Below are 17,944 nucleotides of genomic sequence, written 5' to 3' on the forward strand. Positions count from 1 at the left end.
GACGCTGCCGTGTCGGGCGATCAGGTGTTGAACTTGAACAGCATCACATCACCGTCCTGCACGACGTATTCCTTGCCTTCGTCGCGCGCCTTGCCGGCCTCCTTGGCCGCGACTTCGCCGCCGAGCGTGACATAGTCGTTGTAGGCGATTGTCTGGGCGCGAATGAAGCCGCGTTCGAAGTCAGTGTGGATGACGCCCGCGGCACCCGGCGCCTTGGTGCCCTTCTGGATGGTCCAGGCGCGTGTTTCCTTGGGGCCGGCGGTGAAATAGGTGATGAGGTGCAAGAGGTCGTAGCCAGCGCGGATAAGCTTGTCGAGGCCAGGCTCATCGAGGCCGAGATCGGTGAGAAACTCCTTGGCCTCCTCGTCGGGAAGCTGGGCCACCTCGGCTTCGATCGCCGCCGAGATGATGACGGTTCCCGCGCCCTGGGCGGCCGCCATCTTTTCCACGGCTGCGGTGTGCTCGTTGCCGGTCGCGGCCTGGCTTTCGGCGACGTTGCAGACATAAAGGACCGGGTGCGAAGTCAGCAGGTTCAGGCCCTGCAGGATGACGAGGTCCTCGTGTGCGATGCCCTTGAGCAGGATGCGCACGGGCTTGCCGTCCTGGAGCAGCGCCAGTGCCTGTTCCATCATCGGCAGGACGGTCGTTGCTTCCTTGTCCTTGCCGGCGGCGCGCTTGCGGATCTGCACGATGCGGCGCTCGAGGCTTTCGAGGTCGGCGAGCATCAGCTCGGTCTCGACTGTCTCGGCGTCGGCGACGGGGTCGATGCGGCCCTCGACATGGGTGATGTCGTCATCCTCGAAGCAGCGCAGCACGTGCACGATGGCGTCGACCTCGCGGATATTGGCGAGGAACTGGTTGCCCAGGCCTTCGCCCTTGGAGGCGCCGCGCACTAGGCCGGCAATGTCGACGAAGGAGATGCGGGTGGGGATGATCTCCTTGGACTTGGCGGCCTCGGAGATCTTCTTCAGGCGCGGATCCGGAACCGCCACCTCGCCGGTGTTCGGCTCGATGGTGCAGAAGGGATAGTTGGCGGCCTGCGCGGCGGCGGTGCGCGTCAGGGCGTTGAAGAGCGTGGACTTGCCGACGTTGGGCAGCCCAACGATGCCGCATTTGAAACCCATGGTGTATCAGCCTTATCGAGAAGCGAAAACTTGCCCAGGGCTATGGGCGAAAGGGTCGACGATCGTCAAGCCTTCGATGGCCTGACCGTCCTGCAAATCCTCCGAGAGGAAGAATTCGCAGCCCAGTTCGAGCGCTGAGGCGAGGAGAAGGCAGTCCCACCAGGAATAGCGGGTCTGGAGTCGGAAGCGCCGGGCTGTTGCTACAGTTTGCTGATCGATGGGGCTGACGCCAAGGAAGCGCAGTTCATCGATCTGAGCAAAAATCTCTTCCGGAGAGAGATCGCCACGCTTGCGAAGCATGACGTTGGTGACTTCGTTCAAGACCTGCAAGTTTGCGCAGGCCAAATTGCGCCTCGCTGCCTCTCGCATCCAGTCGAGGGCTGATTGCGCCTTTTCCGAAAGTTCCAGATCGCGGGTATAGAGAAGGATGTTGCTGTCTACGAAAACCCTAGCGCCGGGCATTGCGTTCCTCGGCCGTAGGCATCCTTCCGTTTTCCGAAATATTCAGCTTGGGCCCTGCAAAGAAACGCTCCAGCGCTTCCAGTTGCCTGTTTTTGCCGGTCTTGACCGCCTTCGCCGCAAGGGCTGTTTCAACGATGTCCGCGATGAATTCCGACGTGCTTACGCCGGCCTTGGCAGCTTCCGCTTGGGTGAGCTGCAAAAGCTTTTCGTCCAAGGAGATCGTGACATTCTTCATGGATCGCCTCGCCATGAAATACGCTTCAAGCATAGCCAAGATAGGCCTGCGGGCAATTTCAAGCAAGAATGGCGCGAAAAGTGCCTGCCGTCCTATTCCTTATGGAACAGCTTCTTCAGCATGGCGGCCATGGGGCCTGTCTCGGGCGCCTTGACGGCCGGTGCCTGCGGGCGCGCCTGGCGGATGTGACTCTGCGCCTTGGCGGGCTTCTGCTTCGGGGGCGGGGTGTCTTCCTCGCCGGTCGGTTGCAGCTTGTCGCGGAGCGCCAGCGTCACGCGGTTCATGAAGCCGCTTTCGTCGCCCTTGGCGATGAGGTCGGCATTGTCAGCAATTGCGTCGAGCAGTACTTCGAGCCATTCGCGGTCGGCCTTGGCGAAGTCGCCCAGCACATGGCCGTGCACCATTTCCTTGACGCCGGGGTGGCCGATGCCGATGCGCACGCGGCGGTAATCCTTGCCGCAATGCTGGTCGATGGAGCGGATGCCGTTGTGGCCGCCGGCGCCGCCGCCTGTCTTCACCCGCACCTTGCCGGCGGCAAGGTCGAGCTCGTCATAGAAGACGGTGAGATCGGCAGGGGAGAGCTTGTAGAAGCGCATGGCCTCGCCGACCGACTGGCCGGACAGGTTCATGAAGGTCTGGGGCTTCAGCAGGATGACCTTCTCGCCGCCGATCTTGCCCTCGGCGACCTGGCCCTGGAACTTCTTCGACCAGGGCGAAAAACCATGGCGGCGGGCAATCGCCTCCGCCGCCATGAAGCCGACATTGTGCCGGTTGTTGGCATACTGGGCGCCCGGATTGCCGAGACCTGCAAATAGCAGCATCGCTGCGACCCTCCAGGCGCCTGAGGATTACTCCTCGGTCGCGGCAGCTTCGCCCTCGGCCGCAGCAGCACCTTCCTCGCTCTTGAGGCCGGCAGGCGCGGCGACGGTCGCGATGGTGAAGTCGCGGTCGGTGATGACCGGCTTCGCGCCTTTCGGCAGCTTCACGGCCGAGATGTGGACCGAGTCGTTGATGTCGAGGCCGGTGAGGTCGATCTCGATGAACTCCGGAATCGAGTTGGCCGCGCAGTGGAGTTCGATCTCGTGACGCACGATGTTGAGCACGCCGCCGCGCTTGATGCCGGGCGACTTCTCTTCATTGATGAAGTGCACGGGCACGTTGACGTTGACTTCGGTGTTCTTGCCGACGCGCAGGAAGTCCACATGCATCGGGAAGTCACGGACCGGATCCAACTGGTAGTCCTTGGGCAGGACCTGGATCTTCTGGCCGTCGACGTCGATCGTGGCCACGGTGGTCATGAAGCCGCCGCCGTGAATCTTGTAGAAGATTTCCTTGTAGGACACGGTGATCGCGAGCGGGGGCTGCTTATCACCGTAGATGACTGCGGGAATCTTGCCGTTGCGGCGAATTTCCCGGGCGGACCCCTTACCGACCCGTTCGCGTGCCTCGGCCTTGAGCTCGTAAGTATCGCTCATGGCATTTCCTTTCTTGTTGATTGGAGCGCTTGAGAGGGCAGGGCCCGAACCTCAAACGTTGAAAGCGGCCGCTGGCCGCCCCCATCCGCGTTGCCTCCAAGGGTGTCTACGCGGGTGGCGGCTCTATAGCGGAAGGTGCCCGCAAGCGCAAGGTTTTGACGCTGGAATGCGGGCCGGCATCGTGTCTTCAGTTGGACGCTTTCTTCGCAAACTTCTTCTTCGGCTTCTTGTATGGTGCATCACCGGCGTGCTTTCCGGCGTTGCTTTTGGGCTTCGGCTTGAACTTGCCCTTCTTTTCGCTGTTCCAGGACGGTGCGGCAGCCTCGCGGGCAGGCTTTTCGCGAGGGGGCGCCTTGCCCTCCATGCGCTGGATGGTCACGCCCTTCTCGCCGGTTCCGGTTTCCTTCACCGCCGCCCAGAAGGCGTCGGCCTTGTCGCCGGCGATCTCGAATTGGGTGTCGGCGTCCTGGATCCGGATCGCGCCGACCGCACGCTTGGTGATGTGTCCCGCCTTGCAGATTAGCGGCAAGAGCCAGCGCGGCTCGGCGCGGTGCTTGCGCCCGACGGTGACACGGAACCAGACGCCGTTGTCGAAGTCGCTGCGGTCGCGCGGAGACTCGTCGCGGGCCTCGCGGCGCGGTGCGCGCTCGGCGAAGACCGGCGCTTCCATCAGATCTTCGGGCGCGGGGCGGGCGGCAAGCTGCAGCCTGAGATAGGCGGCGGCGATGTTTTCGGCGCCGTGCGCCTCCATCAGATCGCGCACGAAGGCGATCTCGTCCTCGCTCGGTGCAAGGCTCAGCGCCGCATCGTCGAGGATGCGCTGACGGTTATGGTGCTCGATGTCGCTCGCCGTCGGGGCAGGTACGACGGTGGCGGTGAGCTTCGCCAGCTTCAGCACGCGGCTGGCGGCGCCGCGCCGATGCAAGGGCACGATCAGCGCGCAGATGCCCTTGCGGCCGGCGCGGCCGGTGCGACCGGAGCGATGCAGAAGCGTGTCGGGGTTGCTCGGTAGGTCGGCATGGATGACGAGGCCCAGATTGGGCAGGTCGATACCGCGGGCGGCGACGTCGGTTGCCACGCAGACGCGGGCGCGGCCGTCGCGCATGGCCTGCAGGGCGTTGGTACGCTCGGCCTGGCTGAGTTCGCCCGACAGCGACACCACCGAGAAGCCGCGGTTGGAGAGGCGGCTCGTCAGATGCTTCACGCCCTCGCGGGTGTGGCAGAAGACGATCGTGTTCTGCTGGTCGTGGAACAGCAGCGTGTTGATGATGGCGTTCTCGCGGTCGGCCGGCGCGACGAAGATCTGCTGGTATTCGATGTCGCTGTGCTGGCCGCTTTCGCCCTGCACGGTGATGCGCCGGGCATCTCGCTGGAAACGCTTGGCGAGCTGCGCGATCTGGGTAGGAACGGTGGCCGAGAACAATAGCGTGCGGCGCTCGGCCGGGGCGGCGGCGAGGATGAACTCCAGGTCGTCGCGGAAGCCGAGGTCGAGCATCTCGTCGGCCTCGTCGAGCACGACGGCGCGCAGTTCCGAAATGTCGAGCGAGCCGCGGGTGATGTGGTCGCGCAGGCGGCCGGGCGTGCCGACGACGATGTGCGCACCATCGGCCAGCGCGCGGCGCTCGCTGCGCATGTCCATGCCGCCGACGCAGGAGCCGATGCGTGCACCGGTCTCGCGGTAAAGCCATTCCAACTCGCGGCGCACCTGCATGGCCAGTTCGCGCGTCGGCGCCACGATGAGCGCGAGCGGCAGGCCGGCCGGCTCGAAGCGGTCGCGGCCGTTGAGCAGGGTAGGGGCGATGGCAATGCCGAATGCCACCGTCTTGCCGGAGCCGGTCTGGGCGGACACCAGAAGGTCGGCATCTTGTGCCTCTGGTTCCAGCATCGCGTGCTGGACGGGCGTCAGCGTCTCGTATCCACGCGATGTGAGTGCGGCCGCCAGCGCGGGCGCCATCATGTCGAAGTCGGTCATCAAAACAGGCTTTCTTGGTCGGCGCGGAGGCGACTGCTTCGTCAGCGATAGGCCGCGCGGTTCGTATCTTTCGGGTCTTCCTAATGCCTCGCCGCGAAAGCGGCAAGCCGCCGTGGGGTCGCGGGGGCAGGGCCGGCATGGCCTGGATGCTCTGGAAAGCAAAAGCGCCGCGCACCCGAGGGGTGCGCGGCGCTGCAGTTTTTGACTTCAGCTCTAGTCGAACAGGCTGGAGACGGATTCTTCCGACGAGGTGCGCGAGATTGCCTCGCCGATCAGATCGCCGATGGAGATGGTGCGGATGTTGTGCGCAGCTTCCACCGTCGAAGTCGGCTGGATGGAGTCGGTGATGACCAGTTCCTGCAGCTTGGAGCCGGTGATGCGGGCGACCGCGCCGCCCGAAAGCACACCGTGGGTGATGTAGGCGGTGACGCTGGTGGCGCCGTTGGCCAGAAGCGCGTCGGCCGCGTTGCACAGCGTGCCGCCGGAATCGACGATGTCGTCGATCAGCAGGCAGTCCTTGCCGCGCACGTCACCGATGACGTTCATGACTTCCGACTCGCCCGGCCGCTCGCGGCGCTTGTCGACGATGGCGAGCTGGGCGTCGAGGCGCTTGGCCAGCGCACGGGCGCGCACCACGCCGCCGACGTCAGGCGATACGACCATGACGTTGTTGATCTGCTTGTACTTGGCCTTCACGTCGCGGGCCATGACCGGCACGGCGAACAGGTTGTCGGTGGGGATGTCGAAGAAGCCCTGGATCTGACCGGCATGCAGATCGAGCGTCAGGACGCGGTTGGCGCCGGCATGGGCGATCATGTTGGCGACCAGCTTGGCCGAAATCGGGGTGCGGCCCGATGCGCGGCGATCCTGGCGCGCATAGCCGAAATAGGGGATGACCGCCGTGATGCGCCGCGCCGAGGAGCGCATGAAGGCGTCGATCATGATGAGAAGTTCCATCAGATGATCGTTGGTCGGGAAGGAGGTGGACTGGAGGATGAAGACGTCCTCGCCGCGCACATTTTCCTGGATCTCGACGAAGATCTCCTGGTCGGCGAAGCGCCTGACGCTGGCTTTGCCGAGCGGGATGTTGAGATAGCGGGCGACGGCTTCAGCCAGCACCCGGTTGGAATTGCCTGCGAAGAGTTTCATGCACCGTTCCTGGTGAAGGATTTCGGAAGGAGGATTTTAGCGGGCTTTTAGCGGGCTGGGCCGCTATTGCAAGCCGAGTCGCGGATTTTTGGCTAATATTCGGCTGGCGGAGCTTAGCCGGTGTGGCCCGACAGCCACGAAGAAAGCTGATCGATGGTCGTGTCGGCGATGGTCTGCATCGCGGCCGACGGGACCGAACTCCATCCCTCGCCGCCGGAGATCCGGACCTTGTGCTGTCCATTTATGCGGTGCAAGCGCGTGCCGGCCGGATCGTAGACATCCCAGACATAGACGATCGTGGTTTCCTTGCCTTCGGTCAGCGCCGAGAAATAGCCCTTCAGCACATGGGTAGCGGTGGTGTCGGCGGAGCCTGCCAGGCGAATGCTGCGCTCGCGCGCCCGGACGGCAAGCCTCTCGGTGAGCGGCGTGGCGGCTTCGACGCTGGCGCCGACGATCGGCGCGATCTGAACGCGGGCACTGGTGGAAATCGGGGCGCCGGGCGCGCCGATGGAGGACGACGCGGCCTGAGTCCCTGCGGTGCTGCCGTCCGGTTGCTGGGCGGCGACGGCCGACGGCTCGAGCACGTCCTGGGTGCTGGTGCTGCAGGCCGAGAGCAGGGCGACGAAAAGCAGGGCTGCAGCCGATTGAGGCAGTCGCTTTTTCGTCATGGTTTCTCCCGCTTGCAGCCGCATCATGGTCACAACGGTTTCACTTTACGATCAAGTCGAGATCATGGCGAGAAAGCGGCCGGGGCTGCGTATCCGTCGTCAAATAGGTGCGGCCGAGCGTCATAGCGGTCTCGGTCTCGGCGTCCATGATGATCATGTGCGCAAACAGCGTCATGTCGGGCGCGATGGGCTCGGGATTGCCCTGGTAGAACATCGGCATGTCCATCCAGGACGGGGCGAAGCGGGCGCCAAGCGAATAGCCGCAGGCGTTGAGCCGGTGCTTGGTGAGGCCGTGCGCCTCCATGGTGCGGGCGTGCGCGTCGAAGACGTCGCCGAAGGTGTTGCCCGGCGTCATCGCCTTTTCCACGGCCAGCAGCGCATCGCGGGCGGCGTCGAACAGCTCCTGATGGCGCCTCGACACCTTGCCGGTGAGAACGGTGCGCATCATGGCGGCGTGGTAGTGGTTGTAGACACCGGCCCATTCCAGCGTGAGCTGGTCGTTCTTGTTGAGCTTGCGGCGGCCCGATTTGTAGCGGCACAGCAGCGCGTCGGCGCCCGAGCCGATGACGAATTCATTGGCCGGATAATCGCCGCCGCCCTCGAAGATGGCGCCCTGCATGGCAGCAAGGATGGCGCCTTCATCGCCGCCCTGCTTGATAAGCGGCAGTGCCGCGTCCAGTGCGTCGTCGGCCAGCGCGGCGGCCTTCTCCGCCTTCTGGATTTCGGCCGGGCTCTTGAACAGGCGCAGGCGCGAGACGATGCCGGAGGCATCGGCGATCTGGCCGAAGGTCTGCAGCAGTTCGTCGAGCCGGCGGCCATTGTGGGCCGTCAGGCCGTGCGTGTCGTATTCCACGCCGATGCGTGCGCCGAGGAGGTCGAGGTCGTTGAGCAGGTTGCGCAGGTCGAGCGCCGGATTTGCAACGTCGCGGTCGGTCCAGAGCACGATGTTCTCGATGATCGAGGTCTGGCGGGCCTGGAGCAGATCGGCCGACCGCGTCAGCAGCACCATGGTGCCGTCGGACTTCACCACGAGGCACTGGAAGAAGCAGAAGCCGAAGGTGTCGTAGCCGGTCAGCCAGTACATGCTTTCCTGCGCAAACAGCAGGATCGCGTCCAGCTTCTTCTCGGCCATTTCGATGATCAGTCGGTCACGACGTGCGTCAAATTCGGAGCGTTCGAAATGCAGCGCCATCAAATGTCCTCCAGAACAATTGCTGAAATCTGTCGACCGTAATCCGCCTCCTTGCGGTGCGTCGAACGGCGGTAGGAATAAAACAGGTCTTCCTCCGCATAGGTGCAGCGGTCGAGGCATTCGGCGGCAACGCCGCTCCTGCGCAACCGGTCCACGGTGTAGCGGTTGAGATCGAACATCGAATGCCCGGCATTCACCGACGGCGCGAAATAGCGCTCGTTTTCCGCATCGGCGGCCAGGAAGCGGTCGACGAATTCCGGACCGACCTCGTAGTTCTTCGGGCTGATGGAGGGGCCGAGCACGGCGACGATGCGTTCGCGCCTCGCGCCTAGCTCTTCCATGGTCGCGATGGTGTTTTTGAGCACGCCACCGAAGGCGCCTTTCCAGCCGGCATGGGCAGCGCCGATGACGCGGGCCTCGGCATCGGCGAACAGAACCGGGCCGCAATCGGCGGTCGAGGCGGCGATGGCGATGCCGGGCCGGTCGGTGACGAGGGCGTCGCCTTTCGGTCGCGGCCCGTTGAAGGGTTCGCGCGCCACGATGACGTCGGGCGAGTGGATCTGGTGGGCGGTGAGCAGCGAATCGACGTCGACGCCCATCCATTCGGCGACGCGCCGGCGATTCTCGCGCACCCTCACCGGGTCGTCATCGGAGCCAGCGCCGATGTTGAGGCCGCGATAGATGCCTTCGGAAACCCCGCCGACGCGGGTAAAATAGCCGTGTCGGATGCCCCTGGCTTCAGCTTCGCCGAGGCGGGCGGAGCGGATTGGATAGAGCGTAGATCGATCTGACATGACCCGCCTTGTTCTTCGCGAAGGCGGTTGCGTCAAGGCGAAAATTCGCTTCGGCCCCCCGCACCTTCGCTCGCGAGCATGGGACAGTGGGGCAGCCGAAGGGTCGAGTCAATCCGGGTCCGCGAAGGGCGGAACGGCGATCCCCGGCGGTGTGACGGCCAGCACCTTGAACAGGTTTCCCATCGAATCGGGGCCGGCAAGGCGCTCAACTTCGCTGTGGATTTTGTCGCGGCCGGCGGCGTCGGCATTGGCGCCGAGTCGGCCGGCGCGCTCCAGCAGGCCTAGGCCGAGCAGGAAATCGCCCTGGGTGGAAAGACGCGCGTCGAGGCCATGGCTGCGGGCGGCCTGGGCGAGAGCGTGGAAATCGACATGGGTGGTGAGGTCGGCAAGGCCGGGGTTTTCCAGCACGTCCTCGTAGCGGTGCTTTCTCAGCGCCTGCAGCGTGTCGCCGACGCCAGGGCTCAGATAGCCGTAGTCGATGAACAGGCCGACGCCGCCGTGCGATGCGATGCGCGCGGCAATCGTCTCCATGAGCGCACTGCGCGCGGGCGCGAGTTCAACAATCGCGCCTTCCGCGGCGTCGGCGGGGTCTGGTGGCAAAAGGGCTGGATCGAGCGAGCCGGCGCCGGCGACGAATTGCAGATTGCCGGCATCGTCGAGAGCCACGGCGCGTTCGCGCCAGGTGCCGGCCGCGCGTACGAACTGGCGGATCGGGATGGCGTCGAACAGCTCGTTGCCGACGATGAACAGCGGCAGGGGCGCCAGCGCCTCGATGTCCTGGGCCCATTCGACCGGCGCTGGGGCGTCGGCGAGCGTCTTGCGCTGCACCTCGGCGAGTCGCGGGCTGGTCTCGACCATGGCGACGGAGGCCTGCGCCAGGAAGCCCGGATCGAGCTTCGACAGGGTGCGCAGCATATCCTTCATCAGCGTGCCGCGGCCGGGGCCGATCTCAGCCAGGATGAAGGGGGAGGGCCGGCCGGCAGCTTCCCATGCCGTGCGCAGCCAGACGGCGACGAGCTCGCCGAACATCTGGCTGATTTCGGGCGCGGTGGTGAAATCGCCGGCGATGCCGAAGGGCTCGCGGGTGGTGTAGTAGCCGTGCCTCGGGTCGAAGAGGCAGAGCGCCATGTATTCGGCGACCGAAATCGGGCCGCCGGCGGCGATCTGCGCCGCGATGCGCTGCTTGAGCTCGCTCATGCTGCGCTGGGGGCCGGGCTGGCGGGCTTTGCCGTGGCCATCGCCCATATGCCGATCAGCACCATGGGAACCGACAGGACCATGCCCATGGTGAGCCAGCCGCCGAACAGATAGCCGAGCTGTGGGTCGGGCTCGCGGAAGAACTCCACGAAAATGCGCGAGGCGCCATAGCCGGCCACGAAGGCGCCGGAGACGAAGCCGGGGGATTTCAGCTTAAGGAAGCGGTGCGTGAGGACACGCAGCACGAAGAACAGCACCAGCCCCTCAAGCGCGGCTTCGTAGAGCTGGCTGGGATGGCGGGTGAAGGGCCCGCCATTGGGGAACTCGATCGCCCAGGGCGCGTCGGTTATCCTGCCCCAGAGCTCGGAATTGATGAAGTTGGTGAGGCGCACGAGGCCAAGCGCCACCGGCACGCCAGCGGCGATGACGTCGAACATGGTCCAAATCGGGATGCGGCGGGAGCGGGCGAACAAGATCATGGCAAGGGTGGTGCCGATGAAGCCGCCATGGAACGACATGCCACCCTGCCAGACCGCGAAGATGTCGAGCGGATTCTGCAGATAGCGCGACAGGTCGTAGAACAGCACATAGCCGATGCGCCCGCCGAGGACGACGCCCGCCGCCGCCCAGACGAGGAAGTCGTCGAGGTCTTCCGGCTTCATCGGCAGCTTGCCATCGGTCCAGAGCTTCGGGTTGGTCACCAGCCGCTTGCCGTACCACCAGGCGAACAGGATGCCGACGATATAGGCGACGCCGTACCAGTGGATAGCCAGCGGTCCGATGTGGACGATGACCGGGTCGATGTTGGGAAAGGGCAGGGCCGCCAGCGGCAAGGCAAGGTATGTGCTCAAGTGGTACTCCCGGTCGGGCGAACGGTTTGGGCCGGACCATGCTGCAGGCTTTTGGCAGGGTCAAGGCAAGTTGGACAGGGAGGCGCGCGGCCGGCGGGCCGCAGATCAACCCTCCGGGAAAAGGAGGCGTTCGTAGTCCATTGCGCCGTGAAGGATGTGGACGATCTGAACGGCGTCGTCTTCGACGCGGTAGAAGATCAGGTAGTTTCCGTGAACCCGGCGGCGGATGCCGCTTGAGCTATAGCGTTCCAGCAGGGGAAAGCGCCTCGGCATGTCGGACAGGCTGAGACACTTTTCCCTCAACTCGCGGACAAGCTCCAATGCGCGAGCGGGACTTTCCTCGGCGACATAGTCGCCGATCGCTTCGATTTCCCTTTCAGCGGCATCGGTAAAGATGACGCGCATCATTCACCGGTCTTTGCCTTGTACTTGGCCTCGAGTCGGGCAAACACTTCCTCGGCAGGCTTGACCCGCCCCGCTTCGGCATCAGCGATGCCCCGCGCAATGGCCGCGTCGAGGGCGGCAAGCTTCATCTCCCGTTCCTGGATTATGCGCACGCCTTCGCGCAGCACCTCGCTCTTGGAGTTGTAGCGGCCGCTTTTCACCAGCTGATTGACGAATTCCTCAAGCGGCGCGCCAAGGTCGGCACTGATAGCCATGGCTGGCTCCTTTCGTGGATAGAGATGAATTTAATAACTGTTATTAACTGCGGCAAGCGCTGAAGGCTGCGTCCCGGCCAACAGTCTTGCATTCGTGACGCCGCGGCACTACGTCGAAATGGCAACAACGAGGTGCTGCCATGTCGAACGGTCCGAACCGCATTCTGGATGAATTTGCAAAGCTTGTGACCGACGCGGCAGGTGCCGCGCAGGGCGTTCGGCGCGAGGTCGAGACCGCCTTCAAGAGCCAGGCCGAACGCGTTCTCAATTCGATGGACGTGGTGCAGCGCGAGGAGTTCGATGCGCTGCGCGAGATGACGCTGAAGGTGCGCGCCGAGAACGAGCGGCTGGCCGCACGTGTAGCGGAACTCGAGGCGAAACTGTCGAATTCTTCGGACGAAGCATCGGAGACGGCTGCAAAGCGCCCGGCAAGGACTTCATCCAAAAAATAATTTGTTAACCTTATCCACAAAGCCTCATTCGAAAAAGCGCTGTCGGCTGAATCGCTTATCCGGCTTGCATAAAATTTTGAGTCAGCCAGTTTCCACACCCTAATGGCCCGCCCCGCAAAAAGGGGCTGGTCACGCTACTCTGCATCAATACACTGAATTTGTTGCATGATTCGAGACCGGGTCGTGCGCCGGGCGGTGGGGGTCCGGTTCAAGTGTTCCAGTGTTGATCTGTCCTGCCGACTGAAATCCGAGAAAAATTGTGTTCGCGTGTGCCCGTCCCGCGGAGCCTTCAGTTGTGCTCCGAGAACGTCAGGAAGCATTTTATGGAACTTGTCGAACTGGAATTCGCACGCGAAATCCATCCCGTGGACGTGATCGAGCAGGTCGCGAACAATAACGAATGGTCGTTCGAGCGCACCGGCGACGACGAGATCGCCATCTCGGTGACTGGCGCCTGGACCGACTACCACGTCTCCTTCTCGTGGATGGAGGATTTCGAGGCGCTGCACCTTGCCTGCGCCTTCGACATCAAGGTCCCCGAGACCCGGGCCGTCGAGATCATGCGGCTCCTGTCGCTGATCAATGAACAGATGCTGTTCGGCCATTTCGATCTGTGGGAGCAGGAAGGCGCGATCATGTTCCGCCAGTCGCTGCTGCTTGCCGGTGGGGTCGAGCCGACCAGCCAGCAGGTCGAGGTGCTGCTTTCATCGGCCCTCGAAGCTTGCGAATGCTATTTCCAGGCGTTCCAATTCGTGGTCTGGTCGGGGACTTCGGCCAAGGATGCACTGGCCAGCGTCCTTTTCGAGACCCACGGCAACGCCTGAGACTTTTGGAAATGACCGCGCATAATTCGAGGAAGCCCGAGATCACCTTTGCCGATTTCGACCGCGTGGACATCCGCGCGGGCACAATCGTCGAGGCCGAGCCTTTCCCTGAAGCGCGCAAGCCGGCTATCAAGCTGAAGATCGATTTCGGCCCCGAGATCGGGGTGAAGAGGTCGTCGGCGCAGATCACCAAGTACTACTCCATCGAGACGCTGGTCGGACGGCAGGTGTTTGCGGTGGTGAATTTTCCGCCACGCCAGATCGGCAAGTTCATGTCCGAAGTGCTGACGCTGGGCTTTCCCGACGGCGAGGGCGACGTCGTTCTCGGCGCAATCGAACGCCGGGTTCCGGACGGCGGTCGCCTCTTCTGAATTTGGCAAAGCCCACGGCACTTTTACGACGATGAAAGTGTCGGCGCCGGCGTGCGCGCGCAAATATTGCGACAAGATCGCCGCGGCCCGCCTGTATTCACACTTCCTCAAATGCCTTCGAGCTACCGATTTGCCTGCCAAGCCGAAACACTTGGGAGGCGAGGGCAGGGAAATGAGGCGGTCGTTTAGCTGCCTCTTGCTGTTTGGGGGCGATAAGTGAGCAACAGTATTACCAAAACGACGTCGGTTTCGTGGCTGGAGCGCATCAAGCAATCGGTGCTTGGCGCGCTGATAGGTTTCCTTCTGGTCCTCGGCGCGATCGTACTCCTGTTCTGGAACGAGGGGCGTGCCGTCACGACCGCCCGGTCGCTGGCGGAAGGCGCGAGCACCGTGGTGACGGTGCCGAGCACTACAGTCGATGCCGCCAATGATGGCAAGCTTGTCCATACCAGCGGCAGGGTGACCACGGACGAGACGCTGGAGGATGACGAGTTCGGCATCGAGGCCAAAGGCATCCGGCTGGTGCGGACGGTCGAGATGTTCCAGTGGCATGAGAAGAAAGAGACGGAGACCAAGACCAAGCTCGGTGGCGGCGAGGAGACCGTCACGACGTATAGCTATTCGACCGACTGGTCCGACGAGCCCATCGATTCCTCCAGGTTCGAAGAGCCCGAGGGGCATGGCAATCCGGCTGCGGAGTTCAAGTCGGGCGTACATCAGGTCGCCGAGGCCCAGCTCGACGGCTTCGCGCTCGATGAGACGGTGCTCGACGAGGTCAACGGTGGACAGGCGATGAAGCTCACGCCGGCGCAGAAGTCCGGCATCGAAGCGGCCTATTCCGGCTCGGAAAAGCTGTCGATCGTCGATGGCGGAATCTATCTCGGCGATAATCCGAAGAAGCCGGCCGTTGGCGACTACCGCATCAGCTACAAGCTGGTTCCGCTGGGCACCATCAGCGTCGTCGCCAAGCAGTCGGGCAATTCGTTCGACCGCTACCAGACCAAGGCCGGCGACCAATTGCTGCTGGTCGAGAGCGGTAACGTGTCGGCGGCCGACATGTTCGCCCATGCCGTCAGCGAGAACAACCTGCTCAGCTGGATCCTTCGCGCGGTCGGCCTGGTTCTGCTGGCCGTCGGCTTCGGCATGATCATGGAGCCGATTGCCGTGATCGCCGATGTCATTCCCTTCCTGGGCGACATCGCGCGGCTGGGAACGGGGCTGGCTGCGTTCCTCTTCACCATCGTCGTCGGGACGACGACAATCGCGATTGCATGGTTCTACTATCGCCCGGTGGCGGCGATTTGCGTGCTGGTCGCAGGGGTTGCGATCACGTTTGCGCTCACCCGCTTCTTCAGGGGGCGGAAGCAACAGGTCGCGGCGGCGGCGTAGGATCCCGCCCGAGGGTTGGCCGGGTGCCGGTCAGGCCGGCACCCGGATGATGACGCGCAGGCCGCCCAGCGGGCTGTCGTCCAGCGTGATGTCGCCGCCATGGCTGCGGGCGATGTCGCGGGCAATGGCCAAGCCGAGGCCGGTGCCGCTGGCATCGAGGTTGCGGGCCTCGTCCAGCCGCACGAATGGCTTGAACACTTCCTCGCGCTGCTCGGCGGGAATCCCGGGGCCGTCGTCGTCCACGATCACGGTCAGCGAGCCGCGCGTGTGAGTGGCGTTGACGCGCACGTCGTTCGCATAGCGGAAGGCGTTGCCGACGACATTGGCGAGCAGGCGCGTGAAGGCGTTCGGGCGCACATGGATCATGCGTTCGCCCGTCAGCGAGGTGGACAGGCTGCGCTGGCGCAGCTTCGCTTCCTCGGCGGTCTTTTCGAGATAGGCGTTCAGGTCGAACAGGCCCGGATCTTCCGAGGCTTCGCCGCGCGCGAAGGCGAGATAGCCTTCCAGCATCGACTGCATGTCGTCGATATCCTGGTTCAGTGCCTGAAGATCCGGCTTCTTGCCGGACAGTGCCAGCTGCAGCTTGAAGCGGGTGAGAATTGTACGCAGGTCGTGGCTGACGCCGGTCAGCATCGCCGTGCGCTGCTCTATCTGGCGCTCGATGCGCTCGCGCATCTGGACGAAGGCAATGCCCGCACGCCGCACCTCCTCGGCCCCGCGCGGGCGGAAGTCACGGGTCGAGCGGCCCTTGCCGAAGCTTTCGGCGGCTTCGGCAAGCTGCAGGATCGGCCGGATCTGGTTGCGCAGGAAGGGAATGGCGATCAACAGCAGCACCAGCGACGTGCCGACCATCCAGATCAGGAAGATGTGCGTGTTGGAGGCATAGGCCTGGCTGCGGCGCACGAAGACGCGCAGCACCTTGTCCTTGAGCTGGACGCGCACCTCGACAATGTTGGAATTGCCGACCGTGTCGATCCAGAACGGCCGGTTGATCTGCTTGGTGATCTCCGACGACAGCGTCTGGTCAAGGAGGGAGAAGAAGGGTTTTGGTCCCGGCGGCGGCAGCGGGTCGGGTGGCAGCAAGTCGACCTTCAGCGCCAGCCGGTCCTGGGCGATGCGGATGACGTTGGCATAGTCGTCGTCATGCGGGAAGGTCTCGATCATGTCGATGATGGCGGCGATGTCGCGGGTCACCGCCTGCGACAGGCGCAGCGTCACCGTCTGCCAGTGGCGCTCCATGAACACGAAGGCCACCACCGACTGCAGCAGGATCATCGGGGTGATGATGATGATCAGCGAGCGCGGATAGAGGCGCTTTGGCAGATAAAGCGAAATCAGCCGCCAGAACTTGTGCCAGCGCTTGTTCACCGACACCAAAGCCCGGCGCGTGCGCGCCGCGAGGCTGTCCTTGTCCGGGCTGTTCACTTCCGAGGTTGCCATCTGCTCTTCCATCGCCCGGTGGCCTCGCGGTTGCAGGCGGGTATCGAGGAATGCTCCATGCCATATCTGTGCGGCCGGGAACAGGTGCTGGAAAATGCCGCCGCGAAGCGGCGCACACGCCGCCGCACCATTCGCAAGTCGATCGCTGAAGCGTCTCCGACCCTTGCGCGACCTGCTCTATATAGGCCGGAATGGTGGAGCTCCAAGCCACAAATGCCTGCCCAGCCTAGACCGACGTCCGGCCGTCGGCGCAAGCATGCGCTATTCGACGCTCAGCCGGTAGCCGATGCCGCGAACCGTCTGAAGCCAGACCGGGTTGGAAGGATCGCGCTCGATCTTGCGACGCAGCCGGTTGATCTGCACGTCGATGGTGCGCTCGCCCACCTCGGATTCGCTGCCCACCAGTTCGTGGCGCGGAATGGTTTCCCCGGCACGTTCGGCGAAGATCGCCAGGATCTCCTGTTCGCGGTCGGTGAGTTTCAGCGGCTCGCCGCCCTTCTTCAGCTCGCGACGTGCGATCTGGAAGGTGTAGGGGCCGAACACCAGCTGCTCGACCTTCGGCGTCGTCTGTGGACCGCCGCGGCGCAGAATGTTGTTGATGCGCAGGATCAGTTCGCGCGGGTCGAAGGGCTTGGGCAGATAGTCGTCGGCGCCGGCCTCCAGCCCGGTGATGCGGCTATCGGTTTCCGACAGGGCGGTGAGCATGAGGATGGGCACCTGCTTTTCGGCGCGCAGCGATCTGGTCAGCTCGACGCCGCTCTCGCCGGGCATCATGACGTCGAGGATGAGCAGGTCGAATTCCAGTCCGGCGAGCTTGCGCCGGGCCTCCGCCGCGTTCCCGGCTACCGTGATGCGAAAGCCGTTTTCGCTCAGATACTGCTTGAGAAGGTTGCGGATGCGGGTGTCGTCGTCGACGACAAGGAGATGCGGGGCGTCGTCGTCCGGTGCGGATGGATTGTCGGAAATCTCACTCGTCTCCATGGCTTTTCCCTGATGTGGTTCCGGGCAGGTTGTCAATCTGCGCTCTCAATTCGGGGTTGACCATCGCTTTGAGAAACCGCTCGATCCCCTCGCGTTCGGCCATTGAGGAATTCCCCAATGCTGCACTGATGCGGCGTGACTGTGGCCGAGCCAAGGCAAGGGCCAGCGAGCGGCCCTTCTCGGTGGGATAGAGTTCGCGCTGGCGTCGGTCGCGCGGTCCCTGCACCTGGACGATGTGGCCGGTGTCGATCAGCTGCTTCAGCACGCGAGCCAGGCTCTGCTTGGTGATCTTCAGCACGTCGAGCAGTTCGGCGACCGTCAGGCCCGGCATGCGGTTGACGAAATGCAGGACGCGGTGGTGCGCACGGCCGAAGCCATATTCGGCCAGGATCTGGTCTGGGTCCGAGGTGAAGTCGCGATAGGCGAAGAAGAGCAATTCGATGATGGACAGGTCCACGCCATCTTCGTTGGTGATCGCGGTTCTAATGGGTGAGGCGTTCGTGCCGCTACGATCCGTCATGGCTTTCCTTGCAAGACTCCAAATTTATGTCAGCCTTGTTGACATATTTTAGCGCCGATGGTAATTTTTGCCAAGCTTTTCGGCCGATTGCGAACTAAAAGGCGTTTTGCGGGCGCTTTCTTCGAAACTTCCTGCATTTGCCTTGAGGGTCATATCGGCCTACGCTTCAAACTACCAGCAGCCCTAGTC

General features: G+C 63.6%; 21 protein-coding genes. 4 read left to right on the plus strand and 17 right to left on the minus strand.

All coding sequences use genetic code 11. The annotated features are described in order from the left end of the window. Positions 1–20: 20 nt before the first annotated feature. From ychF to ABLE85_RS17925, 14 genes are all read right to left on the minus strand, one after another. The gene (ychF, locus tag ABLE85_RS17860) at positions 21–1,124 is read right to left on the minus strand and encodes a redox-regulated ATPase YchF (RefSeq protein WP_348794057.1); all 1,104 of its coding nucleotides are present in this window, start codon (positions 1,122–1,124) and stop codon (positions 21–23) included. 12 nt (positions 1,125–1,136) lie between these two features. Further along, positions 1,137–1,586 carry a PIN domain-containing protein gene (locus tag ABLE85_RS17865; RefSeq protein WP_348794058.1) on the minus strand — a complete coding sequence of 150 codons (450 nt, stop codon included), beginning with the start codon at positions 1,584–1,586 and terminating at the stop codon, positions 1,137–1,139. After that, positions 1,573–1,887 (minus strand): hypothetical protein, encoded by a 315-nt coding sequence (locus ABLE85_RS17870; RefSeq protein WP_348794059.1) that lies wholly within the window; start codon positions 1,885–1,887, stop codon positions 1,573–1,575. The genes ABLE85_RS17865 and ABLE85_RS17870 overlap by 14 nt, the downstream gene beginning before the upstream one ends. Before the next feature lie 26 nt (positions 1,888–1,913). Then, positions 1,914–2,642, minus strand: a complete 729-nt coding sequence (pth, locus tag ABLE85_RS17875; RefSeq protein WP_348794060.1) for an aminoacyl-tRNA hydrolase — start codon at positions 2,640–2,642, stop codon at positions 1,914–1,916. Between the two features lie 27 nt (positions 2,643–2,669). Continuing rightward, entirely contained in the window at positions 2,670–3,296 is a 627-nt protein-coding gene (locus ABLE85_RS17880) for a 50S ribosomal protein L25/general stress protein Ctc (protein WP_348794061.1), read from the minus strand. Positions 3,297–3,483: 187 nt separating this feature from the next. Beyond that, positions 3,484–5,268, minus strand: coding sequence for a DEAD/DEAH box helicase (locus ABLE85_RS17885; protein WP_348794062.1), 1,785 nt, complete (start codon positions 5,266–5,268; stop codon positions 3,484–3,486). A gap of 213 nt (positions 5,269–5,481) precedes the next feature. Next, complete coding sequence (locus ABLE85_RS17890; protein ID WP_348794063.1) at positions 5,482–6,417, minus strand: ribose-phosphate pyrophosphokinase; 936 nt, start codon at positions 6,415–6,417, stop codon at positions 5,482–5,484. Between the two features lie 113 nt (positions 6,418–6,530). Continuing rightward, a complete protein-coding gene (locus tag ABLE85_RS17895; protein ID WP_348794064.1) occupies positions 6,531–7,085 on the minus strand; it encodes a hypothetical protein in 555 nt (184 codons plus the stop codon). Positions 7,086–7,125: 40 nt separating this feature from the next. Further along, positions 7,126–8,277, minus strand: a complete 1,152-nt coding sequence (locus tag ABLE85_RS17900; protein ID WP_348794065.1) for a Xaa-Pro peptidase family protein — start codon at positions 8,275–8,277, stop codon at positions 7,126–7,128. Then, the gene (gene pgeF, locus ABLE85_RS17905; protein ID WP_348794066.1) at positions 8,277–9,071 is read right to left on the minus strand and encodes a peptidoglycan editing factor PgeF; all 795 of its coding nucleotides are present in this window, start codon (positions 9,069–9,071) and stop codon (positions 8,277–8,279) included. The genes ABLE85_RS17900 and pgeF overlap by 1 nt, the downstream gene beginning before the upstream one ends. Before the next feature lie 108 nt (positions 9,072–9,179). Continuing rightward, entirely contained in the window at positions 9,180–10,268 is a 1,089-nt protein-coding gene (locus ABLE85_RS17910; protein ID WP_348794067.1) for a class I SAM-dependent methyltransferase, read from the minus strand. Next, entirely contained in the window at positions 10,265–11,119 is an 855-nt protein-coding gene (lgt, locus tag ABLE85_RS17915; protein WP_348794068.1) for a prolipoprotein diacylglyceryl transferase, read from the minus strand. The genes ABLE85_RS17910 and lgt overlap by 4 nt, the downstream gene beginning before the upstream one ends. 105 nt (positions 11,120–11,224) lie before the next feature. After that, the gene (locus tag ABLE85_RS17920) at positions 11,225–11,524 is read right to left on the minus strand and encodes a type II toxin-antitoxin system RelE/ParE family toxin (RefSeq protein WP_348794210.1); all 300 of its coding nucleotides are present in this window, start codon (positions 11,522–11,524) and stop codon (positions 11,225–11,227) included. Then, positions 11,524–11,778, minus strand: a complete 255-nt coding sequence (locus ABLE85_RS17925; protein ID WP_348794069.1) for a type II toxin-antitoxin system ParD family antitoxin — start codon at positions 11,776–11,778, stop codon at positions 11,524–11,526. The genes ABLE85_RS17920 and ABLE85_RS17925 overlap by 1 nt, the downstream gene beginning before the upstream one ends. A gap of 140 nt (positions 11,779–11,918) precedes the next feature. Between ABLE85_RS17925 and ABLE85_RS17930 the strand changes: the two genes are divergently transcribed. The 4 genes from ABLE85_RS17930 to ABLE85_RS17945 all read left to right on the plus strand — a co-directional run bounded on the left by ABLE85_RS17930 (position 11,919) and on the right by ABLE85_RS17945 (position 14,814). Continuing rightward, positions 11,919–12,230 (plus strand): accessory factor UbiK family protein, encoded by a 312-nt coding sequence (locus tag ABLE85_RS17930; RefSeq protein WP_348794070.1) that lies wholly within the window; start codon positions 11,919–11,921, stop codon positions 12,228–12,230. A 323-nt stretch (positions 12,231–12,553) separates the two neighbouring features. Further along, the gene (locus ABLE85_RS17935; RefSeq protein WP_348794071.1) at positions 12,554–13,054 is read left to right on the plus strand and encodes a YbjN domain-containing protein; all 501 of its coding nucleotides are present in this window, start codon (positions 12,554–12,556) and stop codon (positions 13,052–13,054) included. Between the two features lie 11 nt (positions 13,055–13,065). Further along, positions 13,066–13,425, plus strand: a complete 360-nt coding sequence (locus ABLE85_RS17940) for a tRNA-binding protein (protein ID WP_348794072.1) — start codon at positions 13,066–13,068, stop codon at positions 13,423–13,425. A 216-nt stretch (positions 13,426–13,641) separates the two neighbouring features. Next, on the plus strand, positions 13,642–14,814 hold the full coding sequence (locus tag ABLE85_RS17945; protein ID WP_348794073.1) for a TMEM43 family protein: 1,173 nt from the start codon (positions 13,642–13,644) through the stop codon (positions 14,812–14,814). A gap of 30 nt (positions 14,815–14,844) precedes the next feature. Here the strand turns inward: ABLE85_RS17945 and ABLE85_RS17950 are convergent, their stop codons facing one another. The 3 genes from ABLE85_RS17950 to ABLE85_RS17960 form a co-directional block, all read right to left on the minus strand. Continuing rightward, positions 14,845–16,254, minus strand: a complete 1,410-nt coding sequence (locus tag ABLE85_RS17950; RefSeq protein WP_348794074.1) for an ATP-binding protein — start codon at positions 16,252–16,254, stop codon at positions 14,845–14,847. A gap of 261 nt (positions 16,255–16,515) precedes the next feature. Next, on the minus strand, positions 16,516–17,235 hold the full coding sequence (locus ABLE85_RS17955) for a response regulator transcription factor (protein ID WP_348794075.1): 720 nt from the start codon (positions 17,233–17,235) through the stop codon (positions 16,516–16,518). Beyond that, the gene (locus ABLE85_RS17960) at positions 17,222–17,755 is read right to left on the minus strand and encodes a MarR family transcriptional regulator (RefSeq protein WP_348794076.1); all 534 of its coding nucleotides are present in this window, start codon (positions 17,753–17,755) and stop codon (positions 17,222–17,224) included. Before ABLE85_RS17960 ends, ABLE85_RS17955 begins: the two co-directional genes overlap by 14 nt. Positions 17,756–17,944: the final 189 nt, after the last annotated feature.

This window comes from Mesorhizobium sp. KR1-2 (assembly GCF_040045035.1).
Taxonomy (GTDB): Bacteria; Pseudomonadota; Alphaproteobacteria; order Rhizobiales; family Rhizobiaceae; genus Pseudaminobacter.

Coding starts and splice junctions, on each gene's coding strand:
- ABLE85_RS17935 (WP_348794071.1), top strand. CDS start 12,554: ATGGAACTTGTCGAACTGGAATTCGCACGCGAAATCCATCCCGTGGAC.
- ABLE85_RS17940 (WP_348794072.1), top strand. CDS start 13,066: ATGACCGCGCATAATTCGAGGAAGCCCGAGATCACCTTTGCCGATTTC.
- ABLE85_RS17865 (WP_348794058.1), bottom strand. CDS start 1,586: ATGCCCGGCGCTAGGGTTTTCGTAGACAGCAACATCCTTCTCTATACC.
- ABLE85_RS17885 (WP_348794062.1), bottom strand. CDS start 5,268: ATGACCGACTTCGACATGATGGCGCCCGCGCTGGCGGCCGCACTCACA.
- ABLE85_RS17900 (WP_348794065.1), bottom strand. CDS start 8,277: ATGGCGCTGCATTTCGAACGCTCCGAATTTGACGCACGTCGTGACCGA.
- pgeF (WP_348794066.1), bottom strand. CDS start 9,071: ATGTCAGATCGATCTACGCTCTATCCAATCCGCTCCGCCCGCCTCGGC.
- ABLE85_RS17895 (WP_348794064.1), bottom strand. CDS start 7,085: ATGACGAAAAAGCGACTGCCTCAATCGGCTGCAGCCCTGCTTTTCGTC.
- ABLE85_RS17930 (WP_348794070.1), top strand. CDS start 11,919: ATGTCGAACGGTCCGAACCGCATTCTGGATGAATTTGCAAAGCTTGTG.
- pth (WP_348794060.1), bottom strand. CDS start 2,642: ATGCTGCTATTTGCAGGTCTCGGCAATCCGGGCGCCCAGTATGCCAAC.
- ABLE85_RS17925 (WP_348794069.1), bottom strand. CDS start 11,778: ATGGCTATCAGTGCCGACCTTGGCGCGCCGCTTGAGGAATTCGTCAAT.
- ABLE85_RS17890 (WP_348794063.1), bottom strand. CDS start 6,417: ATGAAACTCTTCGCAGGCAATTCCAACCGGGTGCTGGCTGAAGCCGTC.
- ABLE85_RS17955 (WP_348794075.1), bottom strand. CDS start 17,235: ATGGAGACGAGTGAGATTTCCGACAATCCATCCGCACCGGACGACGAC.
- ABLE85_RS17960 (WP_348794076.1), bottom strand. CDS start 17,755: ATGACGGATCGTAGCGGCACGAACGCCTCACCCATTAGAACCGCGATC.
- ABLE85_RS17920 (WP_348794210.1), bottom strand. CDS start 11,524: ATGCGCGTCATCTTTACCGATGCCGCTGAAAGGGAAATCGAAGCGATC.
- ABLE85_RS17910 (WP_348794067.1), bottom strand. CDS start 10,268: ATGAGCGAGCTCAAGCAGCGCATCGCGGCGCAGATCGCCGCCGGCGGC.
- ABLE85_RS17950 (WP_348794074.1), bottom strand. CDS start 16,254: ATGGCAACCTCGGAAGTGAACAGCCCGGACAAGGACAGCCTCGCGGCG.
- ABLE85_RS17880 (WP_348794061.1), bottom strand. CDS start 3,296: ATGAGCGATACTTACGAGCTCAAGGCCGAGGCACGCGAACGGGTCGGT.
- ychF (WP_348794057.1), bottom strand. CDS start 1,124: ATGGGTTTCAAATGCGGCATCGTTGGGCTGCCCAACGTCGGCAAGTCC.